This is a genomic window from Myxococcus sp. SDU36, from assembly GCF_030168875.1.
Lineage (GTDB): Bacteria > Myxococcota > Myxococcia > Myxococcales > Myxococcaceae > Myxococcus > Myxococcus vastator.
The window spans coordinates 4674281-4688944 of record NZ_CP077414.1 but is presented as its reverse complement, the minus strand read 5'-3'; the positions used below and the strand labels follow the sequence as shown (position 1 = coordinate 4688944).

Annotated in this window: 7 protein-coding genes; 5 read left to right on the top strand and 2 right to left on the bottom strand. The window is 70.9% G+C overall.

What is annotated here, in order from left to right; all coding sequences use genetic code 11:
• Window positions 1-12: 12 nt before the first annotated feature.
• Together KGD87_RS18480 and KGD87_RS18475 are read left to right on the top strand one after the other, a co-directional pair.
• Window positions 13-840, top strand: a complete 828-nt coding sequence (locus tag KGD87_RS18480) for a crotonase/enoyl-CoA hydratase family protein (protein ID WP_284661514.1) — start codon at window positions 13-15, stop codon at window positions 838-840.
• Between the two features lie 81 nt (window positions 841-921).
• The gene (locus tag KGD87_RS18475) at window positions 922-1959 is read left to right on the top strand and encodes a prephenate dehydrogenase/arogenate dehydrogenase family protein (protein ID WP_284668656.1); all 1038 of its coding nucleotides are present in this window, start codon (window positions 922-924) and stop codon (window positions 1957-1959) included.
• Between the two features lie 18 nt (window positions 1960-1977).
• Here the strand turns inward: KGD87_RS18475 and KGD87_RS18470 are convergent, their stop codons facing one another.
• The gene (locus KGD87_RS18470) at window positions 1978-4614 is read right to left on the bottom strand and encodes a U32 family peptidase (protein ID WP_284661513.1); all 2637 of its coding nucleotides are present in this window, start codon (window positions 4612-4614) and stop codon (window positions 1978-1980) included.
• Between the two features lie 118 nt (window positions 4615-4732).
• On the opposite strand from KGD87_RS18470, the gene KGD87_RS18465 reads away from it, so the two are divergent.
• From KGD87_RS18465 to KGD87_RS18455, 3 genes are all read left to right on the top strand, one after another.
• Window positions 4733-5536 (top strand): SDR family oxidoreductase, encoded by an 804-nt coding sequence (locus KGD87_RS18465; protein ID WP_163783235.1) that lies wholly within the window; start codon window positions 4733-4735, stop codon window positions 5534-5536.
• Between the two features lie 167 nt (window positions 5537-5703).
• Entirely contained in the window at window positions 5704-11274 is a 5571-nt protein-coding gene (locus tag KGD87_RS18460; protein ID WP_284661512.1) for a lamin tail domain-containing protein, read from the top strand.
• 44 nt (window positions 11275-11318) lie between these two features.
• Window positions 11319-13382, top strand: coding sequence for a M3 family metallopeptidase (locus KGD87_RS18455; RefSeq protein WP_502887944.1), 2064 nt, complete (start codon window positions 11319-11321; stop codon window positions 13380-13382).
• Between the two features lie 15 nt (window positions 13383-13397).
• Here KGD87_RS18455 and KGD87_RS18450 read toward each other — a convergent pair whose 3' ends face one another.
• Window positions 13398-14468, bottom strand: coding sequence for a lipase secretion chaperone (locus tag KGD87_RS18450; RefSeq protein WP_284661509.1), 1071 nt, complete (start codon window positions 14466-14468; stop codon window positions 13398-13400).
• Window positions 14469-14664: the final 196 nt, after the last annotated feature.

The following is a 14664-nucleotide window of genomic DNA, read 5'->3' as shown; positions in this document are numbered from 1 at the left end:
GGGCTGCGCTGAATGGACGGGACCTACAAGTCGCTGCGCATCGAGAAGAACGAAGGCGTCGCCGAGCTGGTGCTCACCGGCCCCGGCAAGGGCAACGCCATGGGGCCCGACTTCTGGCGGGAGATGCCCGAGGCCATCCGCGCGCTGGATGCGGATGACGCCGTCCGCGTCGTGCTGGTTCGCGGCGAGGGCAAGCACTTCACCTTCGGCCTGGACCTCATGGGGATGATGGAGTCCCTGGGGCCGCTGCTCACCGGCGAAAGCAACCTGGCCCTGGAGCGCTTGAAGTTGCTGTCGCTGATTGGCGACATGCAGCAGGCCACCGAGGGCCTGGCCCGTTGCCGCAAGCCCGTCATCGCCGCGGTGCACGGCTGGTGCATCGGCGGCGGCATGGACCTCATCGCCGCGTGTGACTTCCGGTACTGCTCCCAGGACGCGAAGTTCTCCCTGCGCGAGGTGAAGGTGGGCATCGTCGCCGACCTGGGCGCGCTCCAACGCCTGCCGCGCATCATCGGCGAGGGCCACACACGCGAGTTGGCCTACACTGGCGGTGACGTGGACGCGGCGCGCGCGCTGCGCATGGGGCTGGTGAACGAGGTGTTCCCCACGCCGGAGGCCCTGCTGGAGGAGGCCCGGGCGACCGCGAGGCGCATCGCCGAGAATCCCCCGCTCGTCGTCCAGGGCGCCAAGCAGGTCATGGAGTACTGCGCGGACAAATCCATCGCGGATGGCCTGCGTTATGTGGCGGTGTGGAACTCCGCGTTCCTCCAATCCCATGACCTCGCCGAAGCCTTTTCCGCATTCGCGGAACGCCGCCCCCCTCACTTCCAGGGGCGCTGAGCACCCCTCCCGAGGGGCTTTCGCCTCGCATGCCGCCGATGCGAGAATTCCATGAACACCTTGGATTCGGAGTCCGGCGACATGACGGAGAGCATCGCGCTGCTGGGGTACGGCCGCTTTGGCCGTGCCTTGTCTGGCCTCCTGCTGGGAGCGGGCCTCCGGCATCGGGTGTTCGAGCCGGGACAGGCTGACGTTCCCGCGGCGCTGAGGGCCTCGACGCTGGCCCAGGCCGTTGAGGGCGCTGGACTCGTGGTGCTGGCCATGCCCGTGTCCGCCATGCGCTCGGTGCTGGAGGCGCTTCGGCCGCACTTGTCGCCAACGCAGACGGTGCTCGACGTCGGCAGCGTCAAGGTGAGGCCCGTGCAGGTGCTCGCCTCGGTGCTGGGGCGGGACATCCCCTGGGCGGGCACGCATCCGCTGTTCGGTCCGGCCAGCCTGGCCAGGGGCGACCTGCCGCGCCGGACGGTGGTGTGTCCGAACGCGCTGCACCCGGAGGCCGGGCGAAAGGCCCGCACGCTGTTCGAGCGCATCGGCTGCGAGGTGACGGAGCTGTCGCCGGACGCACACGACGCGCTGATGGCGCGCACCCACGTGCTCACCTTCTTCCTGGCCCACGGACTGCTCAAGGCGGAGGCCGGAAAGGACCTGCCCTTCGCGCCGCCCAGCTTCCAGCCGGTAGCCCGCTTGGAGGAGTACGCACGGCTGGAGGTGCCCCACCTCTTCGGCGTCGTGCAGTCGGAGAACCCCTACGCGCGGGACGCGCGGGTGCGGTTGCTGGACGCCCTCACGCAGCTCCACCTGGGCTGTGATTCAGGGCGCTCGGGCGCGCCGGAGCCTGTCGCCGCGCCGCCCGGGTTGACGGAGGTCCGGGAGCGCGTGGATGCGTTGGACCAGGAGCTGGTGCAGCTCCTGAATCGTCGCGCCCAGCTCATCCAGCAAGCCGCCCACCTGAAGTCCGAGCACGGACTCCCGCTGCCAGACGCGGAGCGCGAGGCGAGCCTGCTGGAGACTCGGCGCCAGTGGGCCGAGGCGCAGGGGATGGACGCGGACGCCACGGAGGATGTCTTCCGCGCCGTCCTGCGCTTCTCACGCCGCGCCGTGCCCTCGCGCTCCCGCTGAGCGCGGCGGGCCTCCGCGTCAGCGCTGCACGGTGGAGGTGGGGTTGAGCACCTTCATCGTGCCCTTCGTCACACCGAACTGCTCATGCACCGCCGCGCGGCGCACTGCTTCGGCGGGGGAGATTCGGCCCGCCAGCAGCTCCTGGTACGCGGAGAGCACGCGCGAGGCCTCCTCGCGAGACTCGCGCACGAACTCCACCCGGAAGCGCCGCACGCCCCGCGCGAGCAGCGACGGCACCAGCGACGCCGCGCTCTGCGCCTGCGCGTTGAACACCGTGTTCCGGCACCCCACGTCCACCACCACCGGGTGCTCCAGCCCCTTGTGGTCTCGCAGCGACACCCGGTGCTTCTCACACGGCCGCCCACAGCTCCGGTAGTCACGGCCGTGAGACAGCGTGTGGGAATACACGCAGTGCTCGGTGTGGAACGTGGAGATGTGGTGATGCACCGTCACCGTGAAGCGCTCCGCGGGCAGGTGCTCCAGCATGGCCCCGAGCTGCACCGCGTCCAGGTCATGGGCGAAGGTCAGCGTGTCCAGCCCGAGCCCCAGCAGGTGCAGCGCCGTCACGGAGTTGGTGACGTTGAGCGAGAAGTCCGCGTGCAGGGCAGGGCGCGTCTCCCTGGGCGCGGGAGGCCGCTCCAGGAAGTGCATCATCGCGCCCCAGTGCCGTACCAGCACCGCGTCCGGCTTCAGCTTCGCGATGCGCGCGTCGTAGCCTTCCTCGCCCGGCTTCTGCACGCGCACCGTGGCAATCGTCACGCGCAGCCCCGCCGCGCGCGCACGCTCCACCGCGCGCTGCAGGCCCACCAGCTCCATCCAGTCCAGCTCCACCTCGGGGAGGCCCGCGGCAATCACCGCTTCGAGCTGCTCGTCCGTGCGGCACAGCGGCAGCAAGCGCACGTCCTCCACCGCCCGGGGTGCTGGCCGCACGCGCTCACGCAGCGACGCGCGCAGGGGCTCCAGCGTGGAGCCCGCGTTCACGGTCCGCACCGGACCGCGCGCCACGGCGTCCGACAACTCCGCCACCAGCCGGCGCCGCAGCGCCTTCAGCTCCGACACCGGCAGGTGCAGCCCCGCCGCCAGCCCGGACGTCTCCAGCCCTGTCAGCGTGAAAGGCGTCCCGCCCAGCGCCGCCAGCTTGTCGCGCAGCAGGGCTTCGTCGATGCCGCCCGCGCGCGCCTCGGCCAGCGCGACCTCGCTGGACACCGTGGAGACGTGTCCACCGCGCGCCCGGCCCAGCACCGTGAGCGGCGACCCCGCGGCGCCTGTCACGGTCAGCTCCAGGGGCACGCGGCCTTCGGGCTCGCCGCGCCCCAGCAGCTCCTCGGTGCGCTTCGCCAGGGACGGGTCGCTCGTCATCCAGACGCGCTGGCCCGGCTTCACCCGTCCCATGTCCGGACCCGGGTTGCCGAAGCCCAGCACCCAGCCGCGGCCCTTGCGCTCCACGCGGAACAGCGGGCCGCCGGGCTCGTGCTTGTCCTCGGGGTGCCCGTCGTCGAACACCACGCCCATGCCGGGGCGGGGCGACACCTCGGCCGCCACCGGTGTCTCCGTCTCCAGCGGAGAGGACACCTTGCCCACGGGCGCATCCGGGCGTGCCTGCGCGTCGTCCTGGACCAGCCCGCCCGTCCACGGACGTCCCTCCACGTCGTCCACCACGCGCACGTCGCGGCCGTGCACGGACTCCACGCGGCCCAGGTACGCGCCCCGGTGCTTCGGGAAGCGCCCCTCCACCAGCGTCTGGTGGTCCGAGCCCGCGAAGAAGCCGTGCGAGAAGCCCCGGCTGTACGACAGCGTCATGTCCGCCAAATCGTTGCGCAGCGCGCCCGTGTCCGGCGTCCCCGCGGACACGCCATCCACCCAGCGCCGGTAGCCCTGCACCGCCGTGGTGACGTACTGCGGCCCCTTCTGCCGGCCCTCAATCTTCAGCGAGTGGACGCCAATCTCCACCAACTGCGGCACCGCCATCACCCCCGCGAGGTCCTTGGGGCTGAGCAGGTATTGCACGTCCCCCAGCTCCCGCGTCTGGCCATCCACCACCAGGTCGTAGGGGAGCCGGCACGACTGCGCGCACTGGCCGCGGTTGGCGGAGCGTCCGCCCCACGCCTCGCTGGTGAGGCACTGGCCGCTCCACGACATGCAGAGCGCGCCGTGGATGAAGACCTCCAGCTCCACGTCCGTCTCCGACGCCAGCCGGCGAATCTCCGCCACGGACAGCTCGCGCGGCACCACCACGCGCGTGGCGCCCAGGCCCTTGGCGAAGCGCGCACCCTCCGCGCTCGAAATCGTCATCTGCGTGGAGGCATGAACCTCCATTTGCGGACACACCGCGCGCGCCACCAGCGCAATCGCGGGGTCCTGGACGATGAGCGCGTCCACGCCGGCTTCGGCGATGCGGCGCAGGATGTCCTCCACCACCGGGAGCTCGGGCTCGAAGACCAGGGTGTTCAGCGTCAGATAGGCGCGTGCGCCTGCGCGGTGTACGAGCGCCAACGTCCCGGGCAGGGTGGCGAGCGAGAAGTTCTCCGCGCGGGCGCGTGCGTTGAACCCTTCGTCCAGCCCGAAATAGATGGCGTCCGCGCCACTGGCGAGCGCGGCCCTCATCGAGTCGAGGTCCCCAGCGGGGGCGAGGATTTCGGGGCGGCGGCGGGTCATGGCGCGACCTCTAACATACGGCCCCCGGTTCCGCTGTCGGCCCGGCGAACGTCATGGACGCAGTGCGGCAGGTTTGTTCAAGTCCCCGCCCGGTTGCTTCCACAGGAGACGGGTCCAAATGGCTGATGGCGTGTTCCGGGACGGGCTGCTCGCGGGCAAGGTGGCGTTCATTTCTGGCGGCAGCAGTGGCATCAACCTCGGCATCGCCGAGGCCTTCGTGAAGGCGGGCGCCAAGGTGGCCATCAACGGCCGCAACGTGGAGAAGCTCGAGGCCGCGGTGAAGGGGCTTCAGGCACATGGCACCGCCATGGGCGTGGCCGCCGACGTCCGGGACTTCGCCGCGGTGGAGAAGGCCCTCCAGACAGTGCGCGAGGCCTACGGTGAGCTGGACGTCGTCGTGTGCGGCGCCGCCGGCAACTTCCCCGCGCCCGCGCTGGGCATGTCCTCCAACGGCTTCAAGGCCGTCATGGACATCGACGTGCTGGGCACCTTCAACATCAGCCGCGCCGCCTTCGAACACCTGCGCAAGCCGGGCGCGTCCCTCATCAACATCTCCGCGCCCCAGGCCTATCTCCCCATGGCCATGCAGGCCCATGTCTGCGCCGCCAAGGCCGGCGTGGACATGCTCACCCGCGTGCTGGCCATCGAGTGGGGGGGCTCCGGCGTGCGCGTCAACTCGATTACCCCCGGCCCCATCGACGACACGGAGGGCATGCGCCGGCTCGCCCCCAGCGACGAGGGCCGCGACAAGCTCGCCCAGGCCCTGCCGCTCCAGCGCTTCGGGAAGAAGCAGGACATCGCCCAGCTCGCGCTCTTCCTGGCGTCGGAAGGCTCGTCCTACATCACCGGCTCCATCATGGTCTGCGACGGCGGCCAGTCCCTGCTGGGCGGCGGCGCGCTCATGGCCGCGCTCGGCATGTAGCGGGCCGCGCCTGACGGGACATGGGTCACGACAGCCCCGTGGGGTTCCACCCGGGATGCAAAGCTCTGGTGGGGGTCTACGTGGTGAAGGGACTTGTCTGGTAGAAGGCACTGGGACCTCGCGAGTGCTCTCTTCCGTGCGGGGTCCGTTCGTTCCCGGAGCCGCTCATGTCCCGTTGTCCTCTCGCGCTCACCCGGTTGCTGGGGTTGGGCGTGCTGTGCCTCGGCGTTGCGCTGATGGGGTGTGGTGACAGCGCCACGCCGCCGTTCCCCCCACCAGCGAAGTCCCTGCCCGACGCGGCGCTCTCCACGGTGCAGGTGGACCGGGTGGAGCAGGTGCTGGCGGACGGCGTGGACCGGGTCACCATCACCGTGACGGTGCGGCAGAAGGACGGCTCGCCCATGGAGGGCCGCACGGTGCGGGTGGAGGTCTCCGGCGACGGGAACACCGTGACGCAGCCGGCGGACCGGACGAACGCCCAGGGCGTGGCGACCGCGTCCGTGGTGTCCACGCGAGGCGGCTCGAAGCGGGTGACGGCCTCGGTGGATGCCGAGGGCGGCGCGGTGGTGCTGGGCTCGCGTCCCGTCGTCGGCTTCACCGTGCCGCGGGCCTCGCGGCTGGCCTTCGCGGCGTCCTCGCTGTCGGCCCGGGCCGGTGCACCCATCGGTGGACTGGACGTCGAGTTCCAGGACGCCGACGGCCGCCCGGTTCCGTCCATCACGGGCGAGGTGACGCTCTCGCTGGCCGCCGGCCCGGGTGGGGCGTCCCTTGGAGGCTCGCTCCGGGCTCAGGCCGTGGACGGCGTCGCCCGCTTCCAGGAAGTGGTGCTGACGCGCGCGGGCCTGGGCTATCAGCTCAAGGCCGAGGCGACCGGCGTCGAGGGCGCCGTCAGTCCTTCGTTCGACGTGACGCCGGCCGCCGCCGCCACCGTCGAGGTGACGGGGCTGCCGCCGAACGCCATCGCGGGCTCCTCGCATGATGCGGAGGTGACGGTGCGTGACGCGTTCGGCAACGTCGCCAGTGGCTATCGCGGCACGCTGAGCGTGCAGTCCTCGGACGCCACGGCCACGCTGCCGGGCGGGCACACCTTCACGGAGGCGAACGCGGGCCGCTTCCGCTTCACGGGCATCACCCTGCGGCGGGCGGGCACTCAGCGCGTCGACGTGCAGGACGCCGCGCAGGCGGGTTTGGCGGGGCGCCAGGACGTGCGCGTCACGGCGGACCGGACCGCGGCGCTGGCCTTCGCGCGCGTGCCCTCGCATGCGTCCGTGCGCGCCGCGCTGACCGCCGTGGAGGTGGTGCTCCAGGACGCGCATGGCAACCGGACGCCCGTGGGCGCGCCCTCGGTGACGCTGGCCCTGGTGTCCGCGGGCGGCGTGCCCTTGCGCGGCGTCACCGAGGTGGCGCCCGTGGAGGGGCTGGCGTCGTTCTCCAACGTGCACGTGGAGACGGAGGGGCGCTACCAGCTCCAGGCCACCGCGGAGGGACTGACACCCGCCACGAGCACGGACATCGACATCATCGATGACGTGGACCCCGCCATCCCTGTCCTCGCCGCGACCGCGGCCACGCCCGACGGCGTCACGGTGTCCTGGACGGCCGTGGGTGATGACGGCGACCAGGGACGGGCCGCGTCGCAGGCCCTGCATTACTCGCTGAGCCCCATTGAAACGGACGCGGACTTCAACCAGGCGACGCCGGTGGCCGGCCTGGGCGAGCCCGCGGAGGCTGGCACACAGGAGGCCGCCGTCCTCACGGGCCTTCAGCCTGGCACGAACTACCACGTCGCGCTGCGCGTGGCGGACAACCAGGGCAACGCGGTCCGCTCCGCCAGCTTGATGGTGCAGACGCAGGTGCAGGGCGTCACGCGGCTCGTCTTCTCCCAGCAGCCCGTGGATGGTGACGCGGGCGACACGCAGCCGGACCTCCGCGTCTCGCTGCTGGATGGCGACGGACAGGTCGTCACCACGGCCACGTCGCCGGTGACGCTCACGCTGGAGGATGAACCCGGGTTCACGCCGTTGCAGGTGGCGGCGGTCGCGGGCGTGGCGACCTTCTCGGGCGTGGTGGTGGAGCAGGCGGGGACGCACCGCTTCATCGCGTCGGCCACGGGACTGGACCCGGAGCCCAGCGACGCGTTCACGATTGAGCCGGGCGACGCCGTCCGATTGGCGCTCACGGGCCTGGTCTCACCGGTGGCCGCGGGCGCCGAGGGCAGTGTGGTGGTGACGGCCCATGACGCCTTCAACAACGTGGCCACGGGCTACACCGGCGCGGTGCGATTCACGTCCACCGACGCCGAGGCGGAGCTGCCGGGCGACCACACGTTCACCGCGGCGGATGCGGGGCAGCGGACCTTCAGCGGCGTGACGCTGCTGACCGCGGGCGCCCAGAGCGTCACCGTGGTGGACACGGCGCGGCCGGAGCTGACCGACACGCTCGAGGTGGAGGTGAGCACGGGGGCTGCCGCCGAGTTGACGCTGAGCGCGCTCCCCGCGGAAGTGGCGGCCGGCGAGGCGCAGAGCCTCACCGTCACCGCTCGAGATGGCTTCGGCAACATCGTCACGGGCTACACGGGTACGGTGCACTTCGAGTCAGATGACCCGGAGGCGACGCTGCCTACGGACTACACCTTCGTTCCCGGGCAGGACGCGGGGCAGCACACGTTCCCGGTGACGCTGGTGACCTCCGGGGCGCGCTCGGTGACGGTGCGGGATGCGGGCAACGCGGGGCTGGCGGCGACGGTGAGCACCCAGGTCCTGTCTGGCCCCGCCGCGCAGTTGACAGTGGAGCTGGCCGTCGCGACGACCCTCGCGGGCGAGCCCGTGGCGGCCACTGTGTCGGTGCGGGATGCACACGGCAACCTCGCCTCGGGTTACCGGGGCACCGTCCACTTCGAGATTCCGGGGGACGCCCAGGCCACCGTGCCTTCGGACTACACCTTCACCGAGTCGGACGCTGGCCAGCGCCTCTTCAATGTGACGTTCGCCGCGGTGGGCAGCGGTCAGCTCGTCGTCACGGACACCCTGACGGCGACGCTGACGGGGATGGCCTCTGTGACGGTGCAGCCTGGACTCCTCGCGGCGTTGTCCGTCGTGGGGCCGACGGAGCCCATTGTGGCGGGCGAGCCCCAGTCCTTCGCCGTCACCGCGCAGGACCGCTTCGGCAACGTCCTGACGGCGTACGACGGGGCGGTGGAGCCCACGTCCACGGACCCGGCCGCCGCGCCGCTGTCGACGTACACGTACACCGAGGCGGACCAGGGCGTGCACACCTTCACCATCACCTTTGAAACGGCGGGTGCGCAGTCGGTGACGTTCACGGACGGCGATGCCGCGGTGGCCGACACGTATGACTTCACCGTGGAGGCGGGCGAGCCCGTGCAGCTCGTGTTCGTCGCTCCTCCGGAGCCGGGCACCGTCCTGGCGCCGCTGACCGAGACGCGGGTGGCGCTGCAGGATGGGTTCGGCAATGTGTCGAATGTCACGGCGCCGTCGGTGACGCTCCAGTTGGTGGGGGCGCCGGGGGTGACGCTGGGCGGCACGTTGACGGTGGCGCCGGTGGCGGGCGTGGCCGTCTTCAACGACCTCACGGTGGACCAGGCGGGCAGCTTCGTCCTCTCCGCGACCACGGAGGGGCCGTCGCTGCCCTCCGTCGACACGATGGTCACCATCACCGACGACGTCGCGCCCGCCGAGCCCGTGCTGAGCGCCAGCCTGGTGGACAACACGACGGTCCGCCTGACGTGGCTGGCCACGGGAGATAACGGCGTGGTGGGCAACGCCGCTCGCTACGAGCTGCGCTACAGCGCCGCGCCCATGGACGCGCAGAGCTTCGCGCTGGCCAGCGAGGTGCCCACGGCGGCGCCACGGGCGCCGGGGCAGGCGGAGGAAGTGATTCACGCCCTGCCGCCGTCCCAGGCGGCCACCGGGTACTTCGGGCTCCGCGTCTTCGACGGAGCGAACAACGGCAGCACCGTGGCGTTCGTCTCCATCGAGGTGCCGGGGCCCTGCGGCGATGTCGTCTGCACGCCGCTCGCGCCGGAATGTGATGAGGATGGCGTGCAGCGTGTCACCTACGCGGAGGCGTGCGTGGTGACGGCGGGCCTGGCGGAGTGCGAGTACACGCCCACCTCGGAGCTCTGTCCGGGCCAGGACGGCGTCTGCTTCGAGGGCACCTGTGCCACGGCGCCCGCGCCCGTGGCGGGTGAGTTGGTCATCAGCGAGGTGATGCACCGCCCGGATGCGAACACCACCGAATACATCGAGCTGACCAGCACCGTCGACGGACCGCGGGACATCGCGAACCTGCGCATCCGCTTCGACGATGGCGCGGGCAGCGAGACGGACGTCAGCGTGTTGACGACCGGGGACCGGCCGCTCATCGTTTCGGGGCGAGGCACCTTCGTCCTCGCGAACAACACGGAGGTGGCCACCAACGGCGGCGTGGCGGCCCAGTACGGCTACGGGAGCACGCTCTTCGAGCTTGGCCATTCGGGGCACCTCTTCGTCGAGATGGGCGCCACCGTGGTGGATGACGTGGCGTACTCGGCGTCCTTCCCGCAGACGACGGGGCGCTCGATGAACCTGTCGTCCGTGGTGGTGGGGACTCGGGCCAGCCAGCACGCCTGGTACTGGTGTGATTCAGAGGCGCCGCTTTCGGGCGGCGGACAGGGCACGCCGGGCGGCGCCAACGCGTCCTGCGGCGTGGAGCTCACCGGCCCGGTGGACTACTGCGCCATCCAGTATCCGAAGTCCTTCGCCACGCCCATCCAGGCGGGCCAGGCGGAGGCCGTCTACAGCCAGTTCTACGAGCCCCAGGTGAGCACCCGGAACACGAACGGCAACGACGGCTTCCCGCACCTGGTGGCGGAGCTGGGCTACGGAGCCGACGCGGCCTCACCGGAGTCGTGGACGTGGGTGCCGGCGCAGCCGAACGCGGGGTACGCCACGCCGGGCAACAACGATGAGCTGGTGGCCCCGCTGAACATCGCGGCGCCGGGCAGCTACATCTACGGCTTCCGCTATCGCTTTACCCAGGGACCCGAGTCTGCCCAGGCGTGGGTGTACTGCGACCAGGACGGCGTCGTCGCGGAGGCGAGCACGGGTAACTACGGCACGGTGACGGTGGTGTCGCCGCCGCCCGTGGCCAACCACGTCGTCATCAGCGAGGTGAGCGGCGGCAACGGAACCGGGACCGCGGCGACCGATGAGTTCATCGAGCTCTACAACCCGACGGACTCCGACGTGGACATCAGCAACTGGCAGGTGCAGTACAAGTCCGCGACAGGAGCCGCTTACGCTGGCGCCGGCACCGTCACCATTCCCGCCGGGACTGTCATCCGCGCCCATGGGTACTTCCTCCTGGGGGGCAGCAACTACAGCGGTTCCGTGGCGCGGGACCTGGCCTATTCGTTCGACGCATCGGCGTCCACGACGGGCGGAGGCCACATCCGCATCGGTCCTGGCCTGACGACCAACGTCAATGACGTGGCGGTGGACAAGGTGGCGTGGGGCACCGGGAACTCGCCCGAAGGCACCGCGGCGCCCTCTCACCCCGCGACGGGCGGCAGCTTGGAGCGGAAGGCCCTGGACACCTCGACCTCCGCCACCATGGCGGAGGGCGGCGCTGACGCGTCCTTCGGCAACGGCTGGGACTCGGACAACAACAGCGCGGACTTCGTCACCCGGGCCGTCCGTCAGCCACAGAACTCACTGAGCCCGACGGAACAGCCGTAGCCGGGCGCGAGCACCGCGTGTCTCACGGAGGCCGCCGGGCGTGCATGCGCCGGGCGGCCTCTTGTATTTCCGCCGCCAATCCCTGCTGCTCCCCGGCGTCCGGCGCATTACCTTTGCGGCCGTACCTTCGCCGTCATCACGTCCAGGAGCAGACTGTGTCAGAGAGCCAAGTCCCCGACGCCGCCCGCCTCGTCACCTGCCCACCGGGCGAATTCACGCGCGCCGGTGAGGAGGCCATGGCCGCCGCCCGAGCGGGAATCGCCCAGCTCAAGGCCCTCCGTCCCCCCTACGTCACGCGCGAGGTGCTGGAGCTCTACGACGAGGCCACGGCCGCGCTCGACGACGCGGGGGCCCGCGCCAGCGTCGCCCGACATGCGCACCCGGACGCCGCCATGCGCGAGGCCGCCGAGGCCGCAGAGCAGGCCCTGGAGACGCTCGGCAACGACATCCGCATGGACCGGGGCGTCTATGACGTGCTGGCCGCGCTGGATTTGTCCGGCGAGGACTCCGCCACGCGCAAGTGGATGGAGAAGGTGCTGCGGGAGTTCCGCCGCGCGGGCGTGGACCGGGATGACGCCACCCGCGCCCGGGTGAAGGCGCTCCAGGAGGAGCTGGTCCGCATCGGCCAGGAGTTCAGCCGCAACATCCGCCAGGACACGCGCACGGAGGCGCTGTCGCCGTCCGCGCTGGAGGGGCTGCCCGACGACTACGTGCGCGCCCACCCGCCCGGTCCGGACGGCAAGGTGCGCATCACCACGGACTACCCGGACATCGTCCCCTTCATGACGTACTCGCGGGATGCCCAGGCCCGCGAGCAGATGTGGCGCGTCTTCCGCCAGCGCGGCCACCCCGCCAACGCGGACGTCCTGCAGCGCATGGTGTCCCGCCGGAACGAGCTGGCCACGCTGCTGGGCTACCGGAACTGGGCGGCCTACGCGACCGAGGACAAGATGATTCGGGACGAGCGGGCCGCCTCGGACTTCATCGAGAAGATCGCCGCAGCGTCCGGCGCGCGCATGGAGCGCGACTACGCCACGCTGCTGGAGCGCAAGCGCCGCGACGTGCCCGGCGCCGAGCGCGTCAACCCATGGGACCAGGCGTACCTGGAGGACCGCGTGAAGGCGGAGCAGTACGCCTTCGACTCGCAGGTGGTGCGGCCCTACTATGAGTACACGCGCGTGAAGCAGGGCGTGCTTGACCTGACGGCGCGCCTGTTCGGCGTCACCTACCGCCGCGTCGCGGACGCGCCGGTGTGGCACCCGGACGTGGAGGCCTACGACGTGTTCGAGGGCACCACGCTGCGCGGGCGCTTCTACCTGGACATGCACCCGCGCGACGACAAGTACAAGCACGCGGCCCAGTTCACGCTGACCAGCGGGAAGTCGGGCCGGCGGCTGCCGGAAGGGGTGTTGGTCTGCAACTTCCCCCGTCCCGGAGCGGAGCCCGCGCTGCTCCAGCACAGCGACGTGGAGACCTTCTTCCACGAGTTTGGCCACCTGCTGCACCACATCTTCGGCGGCCACACGCGCTGGGCGGGCGTGTCCGGCGTGCGCACGGAGTGGGACTTCGTGGAGGCGCCGTCGCAGATGCTGGAGGAGTGGGCGCGTGACACCGTCAGCCTCCAGACCTTCGCCAGGCACCACCAGACGAACGAGCCCATCCCCGCGGACGTGGTGGAGCGCATGCGCCGCGCGGAGGAGTTCGGCAAGGGGCTGTGGGTGCGCCAGCAGATGTTCTACGCGGCGCTCAGCCTGGAGCTGTACCGGCGCAAGCCGGAGGGCGTGGACACGGTGTCGCTCGTGCGCGAGCTCCAGGGGAAGTTCACGCCCTTCCCGTACGTGGAGGGCACCTACTTCCACCTCTCCTTCGGCCACCTCGACGGGTACTCGTCCAACTACTACACGTACATGTGGTCGCTCGTCATCGCGAAGGACCTGTTCACGGTGTTCCAGCAGAAGGGGCTGCTGGCCCCGGAGCCCGCCCAGGCCTACCGGCGCGCGGTGCTGGAGCCGGGGGGCTCCGACGACGCGGCCCGGCTGGTGAATGCCTTCCTGGGGCGCGACTACGACTTCCGTGCCTACGAGGAGTGGCTCAACCAGGCGGCGTGACGTTCCGTCCGCGCTTCAGTTGCGCCCCCACTGCCGGGGGCGCGTGAAGCGGAAGAGGCCACTGGCCTCCTCCTGGGCGATGACGTCCGCCTCGGCGCCGAAGTATCGGGCACGCACCTCCTGGAGCCGGGCCTCCAGCGCCTCGCCGGAGAGCGTCCGTGCCAGCGCCGTGCGCTCCGCCATGTAGCGGAGGCCCGCCTCCCAGCGGGCCTCCCGCGTCTGGTCCAGCGCGTCCCAGCGCCGCAGCGCTTCGTCATCCAGCCCCAGCTCCTGGCGCACGGTCCACAGGCTGCGCGCGCGTTCGGCCGGTGTCATGCCCGTCAGCTCGCTTTGGATGGAGGGCAGCGCCAGGAAGCGGTTCATCGTCTCCTGCGGATGCCGGGCGAGCTGCGCGGGTGCCCCGTCTCCGTAGACCTCCCCCAGCCGCGCCTTGTAGGCAGCCAGCTTCTCCGGAAGGGGCAGGTCCTGCCGCGCGTCAATCACCTGGAGCGCGTCCACCAGCGCCTGATGCTTCAGCTCCGAGGCCCAGAGGCGCTGCGCGGTCTCCTCCCCGAAGAGCCGGTTGCGCGCATCCCAGACGGCGGAACGCCGCTGCTTCGAGTCCAACCCGCGCAGGTAGGCGTCGTTGTCCTTCACCCACTTCTCGTAGTCCAGACGGTCGCGCAGCAGGGCGGCCAGCGCTTCGTACTGACTGGGAAAGGCTTTGCGAAGGAAGGTCTGGAGTTCTTCTCGCCACCGGTCCGGCGAGCGCGTCTGGAAATACCGCATGAGCTGCTCCAGCATCCGGAGCTGGACGGACGGTTCATGCAGCCGCGAGCCGAAGCGCTCGAGCAGTGAGAGGCGCAGCAGCTCCCACTCCGCGTCCAGGGACTCCGCCGCTGGGGCGGCTGCGTTGACGGCGCCTGGCATGGGCGGACGGCTCGCCGGGGCGCCCACGGGTGTGGGAAGGCCGCGGCCCTGGGCCCTCGCGGTGTCGGGTGAGGGAGGCACGCCAGACGTCTGTCCCGTGGGGATGAGTCGCCATCCCACGAGCAGGGCCAGGATGGCGGCACTCGTCCCCAGCACTCGGTTGGCTTGCAGGCTCATGCCGCCGAGTCCTCGGACGTGGCGGCTCCAAGGCCAATCGCCCTCCAGTCCCTCGCGCGGCACAAGGGGACTCGGCTGTTCGCTGAATCGCCGCGGACACGACGGATGTTTCCCATACAACGCGGATGCACAGCGAAATTGTATGGTACTAGGCTTTTGCGGTAATTCTGATTATTCTGCTTAAAGTCAGTGTATG